8 protein-coding genes and 1 tRNA gene are annotated in these 20,842 nt (G+C 37.2%); 4 read left to right on the top strand and 5 right to left on the bottom strand.

The window, feature by feature from the left end; translation table 11 throughout:
* Nucleotides 1-95 precede the first annotated feature (95 nt).
* The 5 genes from GGR08_RS05245 to GGR08_RS05225 all read right to left on the bottom strand — a co-directional run bounded on the left by GGR08_RS05245 (nt 96) and on the right by GGR08_RS05225 (nt 3,943).
* Nucleotides 96-166 (bottom strand) — tRNA-Gln (locus GGR08_RS05245).
* 66 nt (nt 167-232) lie between these two features.
* Nucleotides 233-991 carry an iron ABC transporter ATP-binding protein gene (locus GGR08_RS05240; protein ID WP_183194322.1) on the bottom strand — a complete coding sequence of 253 codons (759 nt, stop codon included), beginning with the start codon at nt 989-991 and terminating at the stop codon, nt 233-235.
* Entirely contained in the window at nt 988-1,938 is a 951-nt protein-coding gene (locus GGR08_RS05235) for an iron chelate uptake ABC transporter family permease subunit (protein WP_183194321.1), read from the bottom strand. Before GGR08_RS05235 ends, GGR08_RS05240 begins: the two co-directional genes overlap by 4 nt.
* A complete protein-coding gene (locus GGR08_RS05230) occupies nt 1,931-2,887 on the bottom strand; it encodes an iron chelate uptake ABC transporter family permease subunit (protein ID WP_183194320.1) in 957 nt (318 codons plus the stop codon). Before GGR08_RS05230 ends, GGR08_RS05235 begins: the two co-directional genes overlap by 8 nt.
* 105 nt (nt 2,888-2,992) lie before the next feature.
* Entirely contained in the window at nt 2,993-3,943 is a 951-nt protein-coding gene (locus GGR08_RS05225) for a siderophore ABC transporter substrate-binding protein (protein ID WP_183194319.1), read from the bottom strand.
* Between the two features lie 199 nt (nt 3,944-4,142).
* Between GGR08_RS05225 and GGR08_RS05220 the strand changes: the two genes are divergently transcribed.
* From GGR08_RS05220 to GGR08_RS08300, 4 genes are all read left to right on the top strand, one after another.
* Entirely contained in the window at nt 4,143-10,007 is a 5,865-nt protein-coding gene (locus GGR08_RS05220) for an autotransporter outer membrane beta-barrel domain-containing protein (RefSeq protein ID WP_183194318.1), read from the top strand.
* A gap of 666 nt (nt 10,008-10,673) precedes the next feature.
* On the top strand, nt 10,674-13,793 hold the full coding sequence (locus GGR08_RS05215; protein WP_183194317.1) for an autotransporter family protein: 3,120 nt from the start codon (nt 10,674-10,676) through the stop codon (nt 13,791-13,793).
* Between the two features lie 1,130 nt (nt 13,794-14,923).
* Nucleotides 14,924-17,857, top strand: a complete 2,934-nt coding sequence (locus GGR08_RS05210; protein ID WP_183194316.1) for an autotransporter outer membrane beta-barrel domain-containing protein — start codon at nt 14,924-14,926, stop codon at nt 17,855-17,857.
* A gap of 738 nt (nt 17,858-18,595) precedes the next feature.
* Nucleotides 18,596-20,842: autotransporter outer membrane beta-barrel domain-containing protein (locus GGR08_RS08300; RefSeq protein WP_246350142.1), on the top strand; the 2,247-nt coding region annotated here is incomplete at its 3' end.

Here is a 20,842-nt window from a genome sequence, read left to right as displayed (position 1 = left end):
AAGACCCTTTGAGAACCCCTTAAAAACTCTTTGAAAAAAAATAAATTGGTACAAAACCTAGTGGCAAAATATACAAAACCTGCCGTCAAGCTACACTGGGGAACCTGGATTCGAACCAAGATTGACGGAGTCAGAGTCCGCTGTTCTACCATTAAACTATTCCCCAATAAATAAATTTTGCCATTTTTTAGCAGATTCTGTAATGTACGCAAGTGCAAAAAAATCTTCAGGATTATCGATAATAAAGAGCGATAGGGATGTCATCGATTGTTTTGATTTGAATATCAATATTATAAATGTTTTTAAGAATTTCTGGTTGCATAATTTCTTTTGGAGTCCCACAATAAGCCGCTTTTCCATTTTTCAATGCAACAATCAGGTCTGAATAAGATGAGGCAAAATTAATATCATGCATAACAATAAGAATGGTTTTTTTCAGTTCATCGGCAGTGCGGCGTAACTGCTTCATCATAGAAACTGCGTGTTTCATATCCAGGTTGTTTAATGGTTCATCTAAGAGAAGATAATCGGTGTCTTGACAGAGGACCATGGCGATAAAAGCACGTTGACGCTGACCGCCAGAAAGCTCATCTAAAAAGCGGTCTTTTAAATCTTGTAAGTCGAGATATCGTAATGCACTGTCGATAAATTGTTTATCTTCTTTATTATACCAGCCTTTTGAATAAGGATAGCGTCCAAAACTCACTAAGTCGTATACTGTTAAACGGAAAGATAAAAGATTATCTTGACGTAAAATTGAGATCTTTTGAGCCAAGATATCATGAGGTATTGTATCAATAGCGAAGTCGTCAATATGAATTGTCCCTTGGTGGTGTGGTAAAAGGCGTCTTATGAGCATTAAAAGAGTTGATTTTCCTGAACCATTGGGGCCAATGAGAGAAATAATCCCTCCTTTGGGAAGATGAAGGCATAAATTATCGATAATCAATCGTGTTCCATAAGCTTTGGAAAGATGATTGATCTCAATCATTTTAATTTTCCCTTCATCATTAATCTTAAAAAGACTGTTCCTCCACAAAACTCAATGATAAAACTTAAACGCCCCGCCATATGAAAAATTTGTTCTAAAATAAATTGTCCACCTACCAGACAAATAGTTGCTAACAATACTGCCGTTGGAACAATAACATTGTGTTTTGCTTGAGGAGAAAGTTCATAGGAAAAGTTGGCAACTAATAGGCCAAAAAAAGTGACAGGGCCGACCAATGCGGTGGAAATAGATACGAGAATGGAAACAAAAATAAGAATAACTGTTGCACTTTTGTGGTAATTAACGCCAAGATTGAGGGCATTTTCGCGTCCCAAAGCCAAAATATCAAGAAGATGACGTAAACGCCATCCAATTAGACTCATAATGAAGACAATGATTGTGGCAAAGCTTATTAATGGTGTATTGAATTTATTAAAATTTGCAAACATAATATCGGTTAAATTCATCATTTGGTCTGGATTTAATTGCAATTGCATAAACATCCGTAGACTAAAAAAAAAGCCGCCTAAAACAATACCAATTAAAAGTGTCAAATGAAGTCCCTTTAGGCTTCCTGAAAATAGCCAGCGAAAAAGACTTATTGAAAAAAAAATGAGAATGAGAGCCTCAAGTATGAATTGTCCTTCTTCATTCAAAAAGGGTAAAGAAAGAGAACCTACAAAATATATCAGGATACTCTTTATTAAAATATAAAGTTGATCAAGCCCCATAAGCGAAGGGGTAAGAAGGCGGTTGTTAACAATTGTTTGAAATAAAACCGTAGAAACGCTTACTGCATAGGCAATAAGAAGAAGAGAGATGAGTTTTGTGAGACGAAATGTCCAGGTATAAACATTGATATTCCATGTCATGTAAAGACTAATGACAGTACACGCCATGATAATAAGTGTTGTCAATACACATATTGTGGTTTTTTTTCTATCCAAGACACTTTCTCCAGCGTAAAAGGAGTATCAAAAAAATAAAACTACCGATCACGCCCATTATGGTACTGATGGGAATTTCAAAAGAAGGATGAATGATTCGTCCTAAAAGATCACAAATCAAGACCAATACTGCACCGCTGATTGCTACCCAAGGAGCAGTATAGCGCATATTATCTCCCATGAAACTTGAAACAATATTTGGAATAATCAATCCAACAAAAGGGATACGGCCGACGGTACAGACGACAACAGCAGTAATTGAAGCAACAATAAAAAGACCAAAAAGCATTACAACACGATAATTCAATCCAAGATTATTGGTTAAATCTTCTCCCAGGCTAGCAACTGTAAAGCGATCAGCCGTGCAATAGGCAAGAATACAGAGGGGAAGGGACAACCATAAAAGTTCATATTTTCCCTCAAGAATCATCGCAAAACTACCAAACAAGTAAGCTTGAAGAGAAGGAAGGAGCATTTCATAATCCGCAAGAGTATTGGTTAAGGAGCCAATAATATAACTTAGCATAATCCCTGTAAGGGGTACAATGAGAGCAGATTTTAGAGGAATACGGCGTAATAGAAACATAAAAAATAAAGTGCCTGCCATGGCAAAAATTGTTGCAGCGGCCATTTTTCCTAATACAGGGATATTGGGTAGAAAAATCATCATAAAAAGAATGCCAAAGGAAGCAGATTCAACGGTTCCAGTGGTTGATGTTTCGACAAAGCGATTGCGTGTCAAGAGTTGTATAATCATGCCTGAAAGTGCAAGTGCTGCACCTACTAAAATTACTGCAATGGTCCGAGGAAGACGTGTTTGCCAAAAAATAAGCCACGCATGGGGATCATTTGCGAATAGCTTGGAAAGCGTGACATCAGAATAACCAACAAAAATGCTGAAAATAGACAGGAAAATTAAAAGTGTTATGATTATCCAGTAATTTTTCACGTTAAATTATTTTCTAACAAAACCTAGGAAAAAAGCAAAGGCTGTTTAATAAACAACCTCCGCTTTTAAATTTTATTTATATCGCAAGCAAGCTCTTTCATACATTTATTTGCTCTTTGTAAAGGCTTCATTGATCTGCTGTGCGGTTTCAATGAGTCCTGTTAAACCACCACTTGCACGATACCAACTCCAAGAGTCTAAGTAAATAATTTGGTTTTGTTTGCTTGCTGTTGTGCGGTGAACAAGCTCATTGTTGAGCAATTGTGCTGCTGATTGCCCTTCTCGTCCAATTGCTGCATCGCGATCAATAACCAACAACCAATCAGGATTGGTCTCGAGAATAAATTCAGGAGAAATAAGTTGTCCATGTTTTTGTACAGTAAGTTTATCAGTTGCAGGAGCGATTCCAAATGCGGAATGCAAAATATCAAAACGCGATTTTGGTCCCAAGGCACTGATTTTCCCACCAGAGGTCATAAGGATGAGACCAGAGCCTTTTCCTTGGGTATTTTTACGGACTTCAGCTAAAGTTTCACTGAGTTTTGTAATTTCCTTTTCTGCTTCCTGTTCTTTGCCAAAAATTTTTCCGAGGATAGACACATTTCGTTTAATATCTTCAAGAGAATTTTCGTTTCCTACTGTTAGATCAATTGTTGGAGAGATTTTGGATAAATCTTTATATTTTGCTTGGGTTCTGGAGGAAATAATAATCAAATCTGGTTGAAGAGTAGCAATTTTTTCATAATCTGGTTCAAAAAGAGTACCGATTTTTTCATATTTTTCTTCATCAAATTGTTGCAAATAGGAAGGTTTTTTTCCTTCAGGAATGCCGATAACTGCTTTGATACCAAGACGATTCATATTATCTAGCGAAGCAATATCAAATACAATAACCTTTTGTGGGTTTGCCGGAACAGAAGTTGTGCCTGAAACATGATTAATCGTTAGATTTGTCTTAATCCTTGTATCTGCAGTACTCGTATGAGGCCATAAAAATGTTGCAAAGCTGGTTGCAACCAGTAGAATAGTGGTCACCCATTTCATGTATTTTATCATTGTGATTTTATCCTTTTATCTGATATTACAAAGGTTTGCGCACTTAAAAACGTAAATTTAGGCATTTTTATGCACAAAATGAAGCGCCAATAAATAACACTATGTTGTAAAATTGACTAACATATGTTACAAACTGTTTACTTACCTCATTTTTACTTAATTCTAGTGTTTTTGCAACATTATTTAGAAAGTTTGACAGATGATCAATGTATTTAAAAAGCGTACAAATTTGTATGCACTAACGACAAGCGCTCTTTTCTTTTTACAAGGCGTGGGTGTTTCTGCAGCAAACTCACCTGCTGCCGCTTCTCCTGCGGCGGGAAGTAGTGTCCAGGTCTATGAGTGTAATGCTAAGAGTTATACTCTACAAAATAGTCCGATTCTTTGTGCAGATGGGGAAAAACATACCATAAAATATAGTGGGATTCAGGCAACAAAGGCTAGTGATCATGCAGTGGAGGTGCGTCCAAAAATAACTATTTATGATGAAGCCGCGCAGGAGAAAGAGAGACGTTCGGGGGGATTTCCTCTTAGTATGAAAGCAGTAGGGACAATAGTTAATTTGAATCATGTAGGTATTCGTAATAGTGCGTCTCCGAGCAGTATTATGGATCATGTTATGGCGCAAGATATAAATTGGGATAATAATTCTGAATTAAATGGTGAAAGTGCTGTCGTAGTGGGGATGTTGTCACGGGCTAATTTGGCTGATACAGGAATTAGGAATTTTGTTGTTGGGCTTGAAAGTAAGGATGGTGGAAAGATTTCCATGAAGAGGGGGAGTATTACCCATGTTCGTCACGGTCTTATGTCTTTTCATCAATCGTTTGTTACATTGAATGGTACTGTTATTTCTGCTGCAGAGAGTGTTGTAAGAAATTCTGACTCTGGAGTAAGAATAAGTAAAGGAACGATGTCCTTGAAAGAAGGTGGGATAGCGTTCATAGTAGAGAATAAGGGAGCTGTCGTTGTAGGAGATTCTAAAGTTCAGATTCCTCCAGCTCCAAACAACTCAGCTTCAGGAGACTCTGAAGAAGATGAAGAAGGTCCTACTAGTGTTGGTTTCCTGTTGCAAGATGGGTTCACGGCCTTTGATAAATCAGAGTTTATGGGTTACGATTCGGCTTTTATGTGGATTCGCGATCGGTCCTTTGGTGATAATCCACGTAATAATTTTTCTTGGGTACCTGAGGATTTATCTAAGATAGTGCCTCAACCTCAACCCATAGATAATGATTTTTTTGGCAAGGTTGATGGTTCTCTGTCTTCGATTTTAGGAAATCAGAAAGGGAAGATAGGTGCATGGAGATTTGATGCTTATCTGAGTGAGGCAGATGTTCAATTAACAGGGGTGGAGTCTTATGGTATATACTTTGACAAGGGGGAAGAAAGTGAAAAAGAGATTGAAGAGCAAGAAGAGAGGGGGAATGAGATTGTAGAAGATTTATCAAAAGCACGAAGTGTAACGCATTTGGTTTATTTGAATAAATCTACAATTAAGAATTACTCTGGTGTGGGTATTTATGGTGAAAATTCAAAAGGATATATTGTTTTAGATAACGATTCAAAAATTGATTCTGTTGCATTATTGAAAGCTAGGTCTGATTCTACGCTATCGGTTTTTGCTAAAAATTCTAAACTTTTTGGTGCGGTTGACGTTGATAAAAGTTCTAAAGCCAGTTTTTATCTAAGCGGGAATTCAGGATTGTATTTAAGACCAAATACACATGAAGGTTGGAAATCGTCAGGCGCTAGAGTCGATTGTATCGATTCGTGTATTTCATCTATTAACCTTACAGATAGCTCTATTGGATTTGTACCTCCAAGCGAAGATGCTAAAGCGGAAAAGAAGTATAGCACTCTTCGTATTGGATATGGAGAGGGAACGGTTTATAAGGTCTCTGGGGATGCTAAGCTTTACCTCAATGTAAGTGCATCGCCTTTTAAAGGACAAACGTCTGATAGGCTTTTGATTCATGGTGATGTTGACGGAAAAACTAAGGTATATGTGAATGACAAGCATGTGTATGAGGCTGTAAATAGAAAGGCACCTACGGATGAAGAACAGAAACAACAAAATGTGAATAAGGCGAATAGTAAATACAGTATTCCAGTTATCCAAGTTTATGGAGAGGCTAACAAAGATTCATTTACGTTAGCAAATGAATATGTGACGTTAGCTGGTTCGCCTTATCAGTATATTCTTCGTGTTTATGGTCCAGTTATTGCTCCAGGGGTGGAGTACTTTGATGCGCGCTTGGTGAAGAGTGAAAAGGTTTGGGATTTTCGTTTAGAAGGTAAAATAAAGAGTACAAACGCCCAAGGTGTTAAAGATGAGGATGATAATGTCTATCCTTCTGCGTTCGACAGAGTTTTAGTAAAATATCTGGGTTATGATTTATTGGATCCGATATCAGGTGATCCTAAGTTTGATGATAAGCTTTTGAATGCTTCTGAAAGGAGTGTATTTTATGTTCCTCCTACAATGATTTTTAATGACGGAAAGTTTCAGGGTTACGATTATAGTTATCTTGATGGTGTTGAGGATTATGAAGGTTTTGAATTTGAAGATATTGAGTTGCAAACAACAGACAAAGATGGTGGAGATGTAAGTATTGTTCTTCTTCAAGGTTCAAATGAAAGTGTTGAGTATGATATAGTAGAAGAAGGAGAGGAAGTTCTTCAAGTTGTTGCGCCTTCTGCTCCTGCGGTAGAGAATTCTGCTCTTGCAAGGTCTGATACGCCTCCTGCTCCTGAAGTTCTTGTTGCTCCTGCTGCCCCTGAAGCTCCTGCTGCCCCTGAAGCTCCTGAAGCTTCTGCATCTGCGCCTTCTACTCCTGCATCGAGGAATTCTGCGCTTGCAAGGTCTGATACGGGTGATTCTGATTTATCTATATCTACAGGGGAACACACTTTATCTGCTACGTTAGATGTGCCTCCTACTGAGGACCCTGTTAGATCAAATGGAGATGAGCAGAGTGTAGAAATTGCTGCTTCTTCTAAAGGTATGACAGTTGATGCTTCTCCTGAGAAAGTGGAAATGACAGAGGTTGTTTCTACTGCATCTAAGAAAACCACATCTGAGAAAAAGGATCTTTCATCTAAGCCAAATGAGACAAAAACTTCAGGACGAGGACGTATTTTACTTTTAAATGAGTCATCTGCGACATCTTCACCGACTGCGTCTGTAAGTTCATCTTCTACTTTGACAAACGGGGCTGGAACTGTTTCTTCTACGCAGCCTGTAGTTTCCTTAGGAGAAACTTCTGTACCTTCTTCTCAGTGTGGTAATACTATGGAAGGAAATGGAGATAATGTGGGTGGATTGCAGATTCCTTATTTGTGTAGTGATGGTAAGACATATACCATGGCAAATCTTACACTGAAGGCAAAGGATAAAACTCAACATTCTATGCATGCAAAGAATCAGAATACGGTTATTAAGTTAGAGAGTGTGACCATTAGTGGTGTCGATTCTTCTGATTTGAAGAACGGTATTGATTTGGGGCAATCTAGCTTGGTTAGTGCTGTGTTTGCAGAAGAAAAAGCAGAGGTTGTTTTAGAAAAAAATTCAACAATTCAATCTTCTGTAATTGGGCTTGAAGCTAAAAGTGGCGGAAAGGTTAAGATGGATAGTGGGACGGTCAATGCTCAGTATGTAGGTGCTTTGGCAGGTTCTGGGTCATCTGTTAATTTAAAAGATACGAAAATTAATGTAACCGGGAATTTTGCTTTAGCTGGTCTTGCAACTAAGGCTGGTGAGATAACCATGGACTCTGGAAATATCGCTATTGAAAGAGGCGTCGCAGTGAAGTCAGAATCTGGAGGTAGCGTTAAGTTAGACAAAGTGCATATTACTGCGAAAAAAACACAAAATAAGCCAGATTCCACAGAAAATTTAGGGCGTGCAGCTTTTCTCTTGAGTGATAATGCTTCTATTGATTTTAAAAATGGAAGTGTTGTAACTGATGCACATGCTTTATGGGTTATGAAGGGTGAGAGTGAAGTTGAGATCGGTTCTTCTAGAAAAAAAAGATCTCCTGAGGTTCGGCCTACTATGAATCACGCAAAGATCGAGTTGTCGACTGTTAAAGTGGAAGGTGATGGAAGCTATGGTATCTATTTTGATGGGGTAACACAAAAAGAAGGGAATAAACAAAATCGAAATAAAAATTTAACCACAGCTGCAGAGCCTTCTGGAAAAGGAAATATTGTTAAACGAAACGCTATATCCAAACAGGAGAAAACATCTATAGGTGTAACAGGGGCAATTTCATTGAAAAAAACTGATTTTGAAGTTGCAAATGGTATAGCTATCTATGGGAATAATTCTGGTGGTCATGTTGCCTTAGAAAATAAAACAATTCTTGCTGGTGACTTATTGTTAAAAGCCGAGAATGATTCGAATATATCAGTTTCGGTCGATAATTCTATTGTTGCAGGTGGTGCGCGTGTTAATAAGGATTCTTATGCAAGATTAGACTTAGCTAATGGATCAGAATGGTTTCTAAGAAGAAGTGTACAGAAGAATTTGGGTGCTTCAAATTTAGGATGTCTGGATTCATGCATTTCTTCTGTGAGTCTTATAAATAGTTCTATTAATTTCGGACTTTTGGGATCTGAAGGGAAATATCAGACTCTCCAGATCGGAAATGGCAAAGGCAGAGTTTATGAGGCACAGGGTGATTCTGTAATTCATCTCAATGCACATTTGAATCCTAATGATCCGAGTGATCAGCAAGTAACTGATCGACTTGTCATTCATGGTGATGTTTCTGGCAAGACAAGAATCCATGTACGGGGCGAAGCGGGCAATGTAGGAGAAGCTAACGGGAATGCCAAGATTGCTCATAGTGTTTCAATTATTCAGGTCTATGGTCAAGCGAAAAAAGATTCTTTCCAACTCGATGGCAATTATGTTGCATTGAGAAACTCACCTTACAAATATACTCTTCGTGCTTATGGTCCAGAAGCAACTTCGAAACAGGAGCATGTTCAGCAGAAATTTGTTAAGGATGGGGGGAAGTTTTGGAATTTCCGTTTAGAAAATCAGTATGTTCAGTCTGTTGGATTGGCTGCCCTTCCTGACCAATTTATAAGGTCTGTTGTTCCACAGGTACCAACTTATCTCATCTTGCCTAATAGCGTATTTCATGCTGGTTTGATGGATATTAGCAATCAAAATAAGCAGTTAGAGACATTACGGACCACTGCTAATGAAAAGGTAGATATTCATGAGAATCCTGCTTTATACTTGCGCGGTTATGGTGGAAATTACCGTTACAATTCAGATTTGTCCGAATTTGAATATGGTTATGCAGGTGATTTGAGTTATACTGGTGCAGAGGCAGGTGTTCTGCTGAAAACTATTGAAAATGTTGATAGTGCTATATCCTTCGGTGTGATGGGGACTTATGGAAAACTTTCTCTACAACCTTTAGATGTTGAGCAAAGTCAGAAGAGTACATTCGATAAATGGACTGCGACAGTATATGGCAGTATGCAACATAATGTTGGATTCTATGTCGATGGTCTTGTATCCTATGGTCTGTTCAAAGGTGATGTTGTCACCCTTGCCCGGGGTAAGACAGCAACATTAAAAGGCAATCCTTTGAGTGTTTCCTTATCTGGTGGTCAGACAATTGCTACAGGATATAAGGGCTTTGTCTTTGATCCGCAGGTGCAGGTTGTTTATCAGCATCTTCAGTTTAATAAGGTCCGTGACATTGACAATTTTGATATTGAAATGGGTAAAGTTGATCAATGGGTGGCGCGTGTTGGTGGACGTTTAACCAAGACTCCTACAGGCTCTGAAGGAATGAATGCTGTTGCTTTCTATGGTAAGCTTTATCTTGCCCATGGTTTCGGAGGAAAACAGACTGTGCGTTTCAATGATGCTTTCCAGTTGGGTGCATTTGGTTCTTCGCTAGAGGCTGGATTAGGTTTTAATGCCAAATTGTTGCCGCAGTTCTCTCTGAATGCTGATATTCTCTATCAACATAAGCTTAATAAAGCTGGTTTTTCTGGAGCAAGTTTTTCCGGAGGAGTGCGTTATCAATTTTAATATAAGGTACGGTATGTACTTTTTTAGAAAGGGCAGCACACTGGGCTGCCCTTTTTCTTTATAACAATTTGTGTTGTTCTTAAAAGATTTTCATTTTCTTGGTACAAATAAAAAAGTTATAATTTATTTTGTATATGAGAATGTTTTTCTACGATAACGTGGATTTTCTTAATTCTTTTACTGATGAAGTGATATAGTGATTTACCTTTTATGGGCTCTTTAAGAGTGCAAGAGTTCTGTATGTGTTACATTATTCTTTTTGATACTGTATTGATATAATATTTGATGTTTTCTAAAGCTCGTTTTTGAGAGTTCGTTTTTCACTGATTTAAATCTTTTTTTCATTCGTTTCTTTGTGAATTAATTTTTAAATTTTACAATGTTAGATTGTATTTTTAATTAATTGCACGCATCGATTTTATTTTTTCTTTACACGAAATACAGAATGCATTATACACTTATAAATTGTGCTTTGTTGTTATTCTCTTATAGATGGTTTTGAGTATAGAGATTCTGCCAGGTTTATGGGGATAATTCATTGCATATTTCAGATGAGCATGAGGCAGGTTCTTTTTGTTACACTTTTCGTATTTTGAGGTGAGCAGAGGGATGCTTTGCAAGTGCTTTTATTTTTAATGAGAGGGGAAGGAAAGTTTCGAGGGAACTATGATTAAAGTGTTTAGAAATCATGTATGTTTGTGTGCTTGTACAACGGCTATCCTTTCTTTTCTTCAAAATGGAAGAGAAGTTTATGCGGCTACAGAGGAGATTAGTAGACCTTATACTATAAGTGTTATTCCGATCAATGATACCCGTGTCATTTCTAGTAGTTATCTTAGCGGGAATAATATGCATAGGCTTCCGCTTAGTGGAGAGAGTGGGCAGAATTATCAGGTCTATGTTGGCAATAATAATGATGGTATTCGTGGGGGAAAGGACTATCGTGAGCTTGGCGGAGAGATTGGAGAAAACGGACAGGGAAATAATGTAGATAATTCTGTTAAAGATGCAAATTCTGATGAAATGGGTATAAAGCCCGCGTTCTATTTGTATAGTGGATTATATTATGTGTGCGATAATTGTGGGGAGCCTACAATTGATAATAAATCTTATAAAATTACGAATGAAAATGTTTCCAACTATCCTTTTAATCCCACTGCTATAACGGTGAAGCGGATAGGGACCAGAGTTGATGGAGAAAATGTAACCGTTAGCAGTGAAGTTTCTGATAAATCTTTTTTGCGTGCTGTGGCGGTATCAGATAACGGAAAGATTGTTTTGAAAAAACCAACACTTCAAAATGCGAATTTAGCTCTTTTTGCTAATAATGGAATAATTGAGATAAAACAGGGTCTTATCTGGGAGAGTGATAGAGCTGTTGAAGCAGTGGGCAATTCATTGGTTATTTTAGAAGATACGGAAATTAATACGCGTAATGGGAAGGTAAGCCTCTCCAGTTATAGCGGAGCTGATGTCTGGGTGGAAGGTGGAAAGGTTAACTTTACGAATAGTCATGGGATTTCAGCGATGTTAGGAGGAAAGGTGATTCTCGATGGTGTTACTCTTACTGGAAAGGGCCAAAAAGACAAAAATCATGCGGTTTTTTTAATGGATGAGGGAGGGAATGTTAAGTTTAAAGGGGGGACTGTTAATGTTGAGAATGCTCATGGTATATTATTAGAAAATCCAATTAGGCCTTTTAATGGTGTACCAGAACGACCTGAATCAGGCGCTGAAATCAAAGATGATGTTGAAGATTTATCAAATAACTTCTATGTGACTGAGATTGATCTTAAAGATTCTTCCGTTACAGTAAAGGGTGAGGGATCCTATGGTATCTATTTTCGAGGACAGAAATTAGGGAGTGAAGATGGGGATAAAAAAGAGGAAGTTTCATTAGAGGAAGAAAAAGTTCCAGTTAGATTAGAAGTTGTTAATTTGGATACAACAAATTTTTCTGTTTTAGATGATGTGGCTCTTTATGGTAGTAATGCTATTTCTGGTGCGGTGAGTTTATTAAAAAGTACTCTTCGTTCAGAAAGTGCATTATTAAGAGCTGAAAACGGTGCTTCTATAACGGTTTTGGCTGATTCTTCTACTCTTGAAGGCAGTTCTCACGTTGATGAAAACTCTACTGCTGAACTTTATTTAGGAGGTGGTTCTAAATGGATTTTACAACGAAAATTGCAAAAAGATCAACATGAATCTGCACATGATTCTTCTATTTCATTAGTCAGTCTTATGGATGAGAGTTCTATTAATTTTAAAAGACAAGAATCTTCTTCTGTTGATGGTTATCAAACCCTTCGTATTGGAAAGGGAAAGGGTGAAGTTTATAGAGCACGCGGCGGTGCATCTATCTCTCTTAATACATATCTGAATAATGGTGGTTCTCTTGGTAATCAAAAGACTGATCGTGTTTTAATTCAGGGTGATGTTACGGGAAAAACAACACTTCGTGTGCATGGTGTTTCAGGAAGTCCAGGAGGATACACTGGAAGCGGTGGAAATGATCAGGGTATTTCAATCATTCAGGTTTCTGGAGATGCAAAGCAAGATTCTTTTCAGTTGGTCGGTGGTTATGTAGCATTAGAGGAATTACCTTATCAATATAGGCTTTATGGTTATGGACCAGGGTCTGAATTTGGAAAAGCAAGTACAGATCAAAGATTAGTTGAAGGTAATGGGGAATTTTGGGATTTTCGACTCGAGAGTAGATCTATAGATTCTGATGCTAAACCTAAACCAGATCCTCGTCCGAAGCCTTTTCCTGCACCAATTCCAGGACCAGCTCCGGAACCTCATCCTAAGCCGGATATTAAGGCGGTTGTTCCTCAGGTTCCGACTTATCTCCTTTTGCCCAATGCCTTACTTCATGTTGGTTTGATGAATATTAACAATCAAAATAAGCGATTAGATGCTTTGCGAATTGTTCCGAGAGTTTCATTAGAAAGTCGTGAAAAACCTCTCTTTTTTGTGAGTGGTTATGGCAGCAATCATCGTTATGTTTCAGATCTTTCAGCGCTTGAATATGGTTATGGCGGCGAGCTTGATTATAATGCTATAGAGGCAGGTATTTTGCTAAAAGCAATTGAAAATATGTATGGGACCACTTCTTTTGGAATTATAGGGTCTTACGAGAAATTTTCTTTGCAACCTTTAAATGTTGAACAGAGTCAGAAAAGTACATTTGATAAATGGTCAGTTGCAGCATATGCTGGAATGCAGCATGATACGGGTTTTTATGTTGATGGACTTGTGTCTTATGGTTTTTTTAAGGGTGATGTACTGACGTCTGCACGTGGCAAAACAGCAACATTAAAGGGAAAACCGTTAAGTACTTCATTGATTGCTGGTAAAACATTTATGATAGGCGATGACGGTTTTGTTTTTGATCCGCAGGTTCAGGTTGTTTATCAATATCTCCAATTTAATAAGGCGCGTGATGTGGATGGCTTTGATATTGAGTTGGGAAAGCTTCATCAGTGGATAGCGCGTGTTGGGGGACGTTTAACAAAGATGCTGGTCGCAACAGATGAGTCTCGAGTTGTTTCTGTCTATGGAAAGCTTAATCTTGCTCATGGTTTTGGAGGAAAACGATTTGTGCATTTTAAAGATCCTTTTCAGCTAGGTGCTTTTGGTTCTTCATTAGAAACAGGATTAGGTTTTAATGCACAATTGTCTCAAAATTTTGCGCTTTATGGTGATTTGGTTTATCAGCATAAGCTAACGAAAGCTGGGTTTTCTGGAACTAGTTTCTCTGGTGGATTGCGTTATCATTTCTAGTGTTGTTTTTGTTTTTGATTAATCTTTGAAAAAGCCGCAAGTTATGCTTGTGGCTTTTGTTCGTTCTCGATTCATTTTATTGTTATAGCCTTTTTACAAAGAGTCATTTTACATATCTTTATACTGTCTGGTTGGACTTCTTTCGTTTTTTTGTGAAGCTTAATGAGTTTATACATTTTTGTTGCCAAATATGTCATTTCATAATGATGTTTATATTATTTATAATATACTGATTTATAAATATATTTTAATGAGAATACTCCAAATATTTTCGATTCTCTACTCTGGTAATAAATTTATAAAGAGCATTTAGTTGCCTATAACAAAGTGGCTTGGCTGGTTGATAAAAAAAGCTAATAGACTTTTGTAAATTGTGTTAAGAGGAGGGGATTTACAATATGAGGTTGGGAAAAAAGCAATTCGATTTTACGTAATATAAAAAGTGTTGTATCAATAAACTTTATATATAGCCGGTGATGTTGTGAAATGGGAGTGGAAAAAAAGATATGTCTGAGAAAGTTGATTCAACCAGAGATATAATGATCTTTGTTTTTTGAAAATGTGTTTTTTTAAGAATGCTGATCAATAAAGATAACATTATGTAGAATATTCATTTTTTTAAATACCGCTCTGAATGCTTTTGAATATTGTGAAATTAAATTAAAAGGAGATGGTAAAAGGATCAACCTATTTTGATTTTACACGTTCCTATTTTTTCTAAATTAGGCTGTATTTTTATAGAGATTTCCTAAAAACAGCTATATATGATATCTTTGCGTTCCAATTTTGCGTATATTTAGGTTTTATCTGCTTACGAGGGCACATTATAAATATTATTCATGAGTATGTTGACCATTCTGCTTTGGATATTGTGCTCATTAGGGAGCAGTTAGAATAAGCATTTTAATGCGGATAAACTTTTGAAAGCTGTTTTTGAATAACAACTTTAGAGATGTTTTTTTTCATTTTTCAGTCGTATTTTTATAATTTTTTTTATTCCATGTTTACATAAAACACAAAAAGAACTAATAATCCTCACATTTTAGAGTTAAAATGTGTTTAATTTTTATTATTTTAATTTTCTGATACGTTATGTGTTTATTTTAGCTAAGGGGGGGTATGGTGAAATTATGGTCAATTTGTTTAAAAATCGTTGCTCCTTATGTACTGTTACAACAGCACTTCTTTTTTTTACACACAATGTTGGTGTTATTGCACAAAACGCTGAATCTCAACTTCTCTCTGAAAAAAAGCAGTCTTCATGTGATCAGAATGCGGCATTTTATCAATGTTCTGATGGTGGAAAGCATGAAGTTAATAGTAAAGTTTATTTGCTAAAGGATAAAAATATTGGTGCTACTCATGGAGCCATAGAGGCATCTGAGGCAAAAACATTTATTAGTGGCAGGGACATAACTGTTAAGGGTATTTTGGATGAAAAGAATAGTTCAGAAAAGAACTTTTGGAAATATGGAGTAAAGGTGTCAGAAAAGGCGGGAGCCTCTCTGAGCAATTTCACTTTGAGTGGGGTTTTAATAGGGGGGGAAGTTCAAGGTGGTTTTCTCACACTATCTGATGGATCGATTGATGCAAGCAAAGTGGGAGTTGTTGCAGGAGGAAATTTCCAAAGTATAGTTGATTTAATGAAGACGCAGATTCATCTAGGGACCGTTGGGGTTAAGGCAGGAAAAAAAGGGTATTTTATTTTAAAGAATGTCTCTATTAGCGGTAACGGTGGTATTAGCAAGGGAGAACAAGTGCTGGATGCAGATCGTCAGGCAGCTTTCCATGTAGTTGAAGATGGTTATGTTCAGTTTGTGGAGGGTTTGGTTGATGTTACCGATGCTCATGGTTTTTTATTGCAGGGAAATAAAGGTTCTCAGGTTAATATTGGAGATTCCAAGATTGCAGTGAGGGGTAATGCATTTTATGGTATGCATTTTGAAGGTGAGTTTGAAGGTGAGGCCGCATCAGATAGTTCATTAAAGGAAAAATTATCACGCGTTGATTTGAAAAATACACATTTTGTAGTTCCAGATAGTATAGCCCTTTATAGCAGTGAATCCAAAAGGTCTAATATATTTCTAAAGGAAACAAAGTTTTTGGGAGATTTGTTACTGAAGGCTGAGAATAACTCTTCTATAGAGGTTTTGGCTGATTCTTCTGCACTTGTTGGTCAAACTCAGGTTGATAACAGTTCTAAAGTCGACCTTATCTTGAGAAATAATTCACAGTGGGCTTTATTGCAGCCAAGACATAAAAAATTACAAGATCCTAATCATATAGGCGTTTCATTTATTTCATCGGTAAATCTTTCTAATAGTTCTATTACTTTTGAAAAACCAAAATCTAGCACTGCTCATGCATATCAGACGCTTTATATTGGAAAAGGAACAGGTATTGTTTATCAAGCTTTTAAGGATAGTTGGATTCATTTAAATGCACGTTTAAATCCTAGTGATACGAGTGATAATCAAGTAACGGATCGGCTCCTTATTCATGGTGATGTTAAGGGAAAAACTATAATACATATACAAGAAGTTGCGGGAGGTTTAGAAGAAAAAAACAAGAAAGCGCATAGTGTTTCGATTATTCAAGTTTATGGAGATGCAGCGCCTGACTCTTTTCAATTGAATGGGCAGTATGTTGCATTAGATGGTGCGCCTTATAAATATGTTCTCCGTTCTTATGGTCCAAGTGCTACTGTACGGGAAGAGCACGTTAAGCAGAGATTTGCTTTGGACGGAGGGGAATTTTGGAATTTTCGTTTAGAAAATGAATATGTTCAAACATCTGCGGATAATAAAGGTATTCTTGCGGTTTCTAGACGTACACCTCCTATACGTATTTCTATTGCGGATATTGTTCCGGCAACTTCTGTGGATGTTGTTCCAGCTTCTTCTGTGGATGTTGTTCCGGCAACTTCTGCGGATGTTGTTCCAGCTTCTTCTGTGGATGTTGTTCCAGCTTCTTCTGCGGATGTTGTTCCAGCTTCTTCTGCGGATGTTGTTCCGGCGTCTTCTGTAGAAGTTGTTCCAGCTTCTTCTGCGGATAGTATTTCTAAGATTGAAGATGTTGCTCCATCTGAACAAAGTGTGAGGTCTGTTGTTCCTCAGGTGCCAACTTATTTGCTTTTACCGAATAGTTTGCTTCACGCTGGTTTGGTGGATATCAGCAACCAAAACAAGCAGTTGGAGATAATGCGGACTAATCTTAAAGGAATGTTTGAGATTCGTGAGAATCCCGCTTCATTTTTGCGTGGTTATGGTGGGAATTATCGTTATGCTTCAGATTTATCTGCGCTTGAATATGGTTATGGAGGGGATCTAGGGTATTATGCCATTGAGGCTGGTGTTTTGCTGCAAAGAATTGAAAATGTTGATAGTGTTATATCCTTTGGGGTTATGGGATCTTATGGCAAGCTTTCGCTGCAACCTTTGAATGTTGAACAAAGCCAAAAAAGTACATTTTATAAATGGGCTACGACAGTTTATGGTAGTATGCAGTATGATGCGGGATTTTATGTTGATGGTCTTTTATCCTATGGTTTGTTTAAGGGAGATGTTCTCACCCTTGCACGGGGTAAGACAGCAACATTAAAGGGTAATCCTTTAAGTATTTCCTTGATGAGCGGTCAGACAATTGCTACAGGATATGAAGGTGTTGTTTTTGATCCACAGGCCCAGATTGTTTATCAAAATCTTCAATTTAAAGAGGCTCGAGATATTGATAATTTTAATATTGAGATGGATAAACTTGGTCAATGGGTGGTGCGGATTGGTGGTCGTTTGACGAAGACTCTTGCTGCATCTGAAAAGGATCGTGATGTTTCTTACTATGGTAAAGTTCATTTTTCCCATGATTTTAGTAAAGAAAGGTCTGTGCGCTTTAAAGATTCTTTCCAGTTAGGAACTTTTGGTTCTTCACTAGAAACTGGATTAGGTCTTAATGCTCGATTATCTCAAAATTTCGCACTTCATGGTGATTTTGTTTATCAGCACAAGTTGAGCAAAGGTGGTTTTTCTGGAATCAGTTTTTCCGGTGGATTGCGCTATCGTTTTTAGTATGATCACTTTTGGGGACAATTTTTTAACAAACCACAAGCTTTGCTTGTGGTTTGTTATATTTGTATGCAATTTTAAGAATAAGCTTTAAAAAACTGTTTTTTATGAGAAAGTTCATTTCTTTTTAAACAATATATTGATTTATATAGATAATTTATCGTGATTTATATCGAATTAGTATCCTGAATACCGTGAGATTATCTTATTTCAAAGCTGTTTATCTTAAATCTATCAAAGCTATTTTCTTGCACGTTACAAGCGGGATAAGTGTGTGGATAAAAGCTATAGAAGGAAGGACTAAAATAGCTTTTGTGAATCCCCTTAATGCAAGGGCTGTGGCAACATTGGGAGTTGACAATAGTGTGATGGTGTCGGTTTGGTGCTTCATAAGCGTCAAGGGGGTGGTGCTCAATGGATTTACCTGTTAGAAACGAGATAAAGCTTTTTTGTTTGCGGTTTTTGTTTTTTATGCTGTTTTCCCTCCTTTTGTAGAAATTTACAATCTCTCTTGGCGATTATTTCTTTAAGATAGGCCAGGGTATCTTATATATATTTTTACGTGTTTTTATAAGTAATGCAATTTTAAATTGTGATATTTTTGGGTTCTAGCTTTACATAAAACATAGAGGCGACATATAAAATACGTTTTGTATTTTATATGTCGCGCATGACTAAAATTATTAAATAGAACGTGTGTTTTTTGTTTTTAGAGAAGGGGAAGAAAGTTTGTAGAAAACTATGTTTAAAAATTATCTCTCTTTATGTCGTTTTACAACGGTTATTTTTTTCTTTGCACACGATGCTAATACCAGTGAGATTCTTTCTGGGAAGAAGCAATATTCATGTAATGACGGTGCCTCATTTTATCACTGTAGCGATGGTAAAATGCATGAAATTTCTCAGAAAACTTATCAACTTACGGGTGAAGGTTCTGATGTAGCCATAGAGGTTTCAGGGGAAGATACAGTCGTTGAGGGAAAGGTTATCATCATTAATGGTGTTTCGAGTACAAATGGCCATTCAGAAAACAACTCTTGGACAACAGGTGTAAAAGCCTCAAATGGTGGAGGTGTTGCTCTCTTTGATTCTATGTTAAATAATGTGTCGATAGGGGCTGATGTCAATGAGGAGGGAGCTTTTGATATTCAGGATGGGGTGATTAAAGCGACTCGAATAGGGATTAGCGTTGCGGGTAAACGATCGTTTGTTGCTTTGACTAATACAGAGATTGAAACACCGGCTGATGCGATAGGGCTTTTGAGTCATAATGGTGCAAAAATTTATGTGAAAGGAGGAAAAATTAATTTTTCCAGTGGTATTGGCGTTCAAACAGGAGGAGATGGAGAAATTAATTTAGATGGTGTTTCTATTATCGGGAAGGGGAAACAGGCGACAAATACAGATAATCATCGTGAAACTTCTGCTTTTAGTATGCTTCAGGGAAAAGGGGCTCTTAATTTTCAGAAGGGAAACGTTAATGTTGACAAAGCTCATGGCATTATCTTGCAGGGAAATAATAATAATGTTGCTCATATCAAAAATTCTAACGTTTTTGTGAGAGGAAATACATTTCAGGGTATGCGCTTTTTTTGGGAAGCTGTATTGAATGAAACAAAAACAATTATACCTGGAAAAGGGACTGTCCATTTGACTAAGACGAGTTTTATGGTTCCAGAAAGTATTGCTATTTATAGCCGCCAATTTGAAAGCTTTGTTAAACTTTCACAACATTCAAAAATTTCTGGAGATTCATTGCTGAAAGCTGTTGAACATTCTAATGTAAAGATTGAGGCCGATGCTTCTACTCTTGTAGGCGGTGCACATGTTGATAAAAGTTCTACAGCTAAAATAGAGTTAAAGAATAATTCAAAATGGATTTTATCGCAACCAAAACATGACAAATTGCAGAATTTTGATACTTCTGGTTCTAAGTTAGGGGATTATTCCTTTATTTCGTCAGTTGATCTTATGAATAGTTCTCTTGTTTTTCAAGAACTAAAATCCAAAACAACAGATGGTTATCAAACACTTCTCATTGGAAAAGGATCAGGGCTTGTCTATCGTGCGCAAGGCGATGCGCGTCTTTATCTTAATGTATATTTGGATAAAGGTGGAGCTCTTCAAGAACAGAAAACTGATAGGCTTTTAATCAATGGTGATATTCTGGGAAAAACGATAGTTCATGTGTATGGTGTTCCTGGAAGCCCTGGGGAATTTACGGGAGATGGCGGTAATGATCAGGGGATTTCCATTATTCAGGTTTATGGACAAGCTGCGAAAGATTCTTTTCAGTTAAATGGTGGTTATGTGACGCTTCAAAATTCTCCCTATCAGTATCATCTTATGGTTTATGGTCCAGATTCTGCTTTAAAGGAAGCAGATACCAATCAAAAAGTGCTTAAAAACGCTGGAACATTTTGGGATTTTCGCCTCGAAAGTAAATTTGTTGAGCCTATCTCTCTTGATCCCACTGTTGATTCCGTTGTATCTCTTCCTTTTAATGATATTTCTCCTTTGTCTAAAATTCATCCTAGGATTACTGAAAGTAAGGTTGAGGCTATCGATGCTAATTCTAACCAGAAAACTCAGGAATCAGAACTTTCTTCTCCTGTAGTTTCTCCGGATAAGGATTCTCATCTTACTTTTTCACTCTTTGATGTTTCTGTACCTAAGGTTAGAAATTCTTCTCCTACTTCTCTTGCACCTGTTATTGTCGATATTGCTGAACCTGAGCCAGTTGTGCCATCGTCTTCTTCTCCCCCTCCTTCTATTATTGAGTCTTTTACATCTAGTTCTTCTGTTCCCGCATCTGTTTCTTCTCCTCCTTCTATTATTGAGTCTTCTACATCTGGTTCTTCTGTTCCCGCATCTGTTTCTTCTCCTCCTTCTATTATTGAGTCTTCTACATCTGGTTCTTCTGTTCCTGCATCTGTTTCTTCTCCTCCTTCTATTATTGAGTCTTCTACATCTGGTTCTTCTGTTCCT

The organism is Bartonella fuyuanensis (assembly GCF_014197255.1).
Taxonomy (GTDB): domain Bacteria; phylum Pseudomonadota; class Alphaproteobacteria; order Rhizobiales; family Rhizobiaceae; genus Bartonella; species Bartonella fuyuanensis.
Note: the sequence above shows the minus strand (reverse complement) of the source record. Positions and strands in the feature narration are given on the sequence as shown.

What these genes read in the sequence shown, in the direction of transcription:
- GGR08_RS05240 (WP_183194322.1), bottom strand. Translation starts at nt 991, where the DNA reads ATGATTGAGATCAATCATCTTTCCAAAGCTTATGGAACACGATTGATT.
- GGR08_RS05225 (WP_183194319.1), bottom strand. Translation starts at nt 3,943, where the DNA reads ATGATAAAATACATGAAATGGGTGACCACTATTCTACTGGTTGCAACC.
- GGR08_RS05220 (WP_183194318.1), top strand. Translation starts at nt 4,143, where the DNA reads ATGATCAATGTATTTAAAAAGCGTACAAATTTGTATGCACTAACGACA.
- GGR08_RS05215 (WP_183194317.1), top strand. Translation starts at nt 10,674, where the DNA reads ATGATTAAAGTGTTTAGAAATCATGTATGTTTGTGTGCTTGTACAACG.
- GGR08_RS05210 (WP_183194316.1), top strand. Translation starts at nt 14,924, where the DNA reads ATGGTCAATTTGTTTAAAAATCGTTGCTCCTTATGTACTGTTACAACA.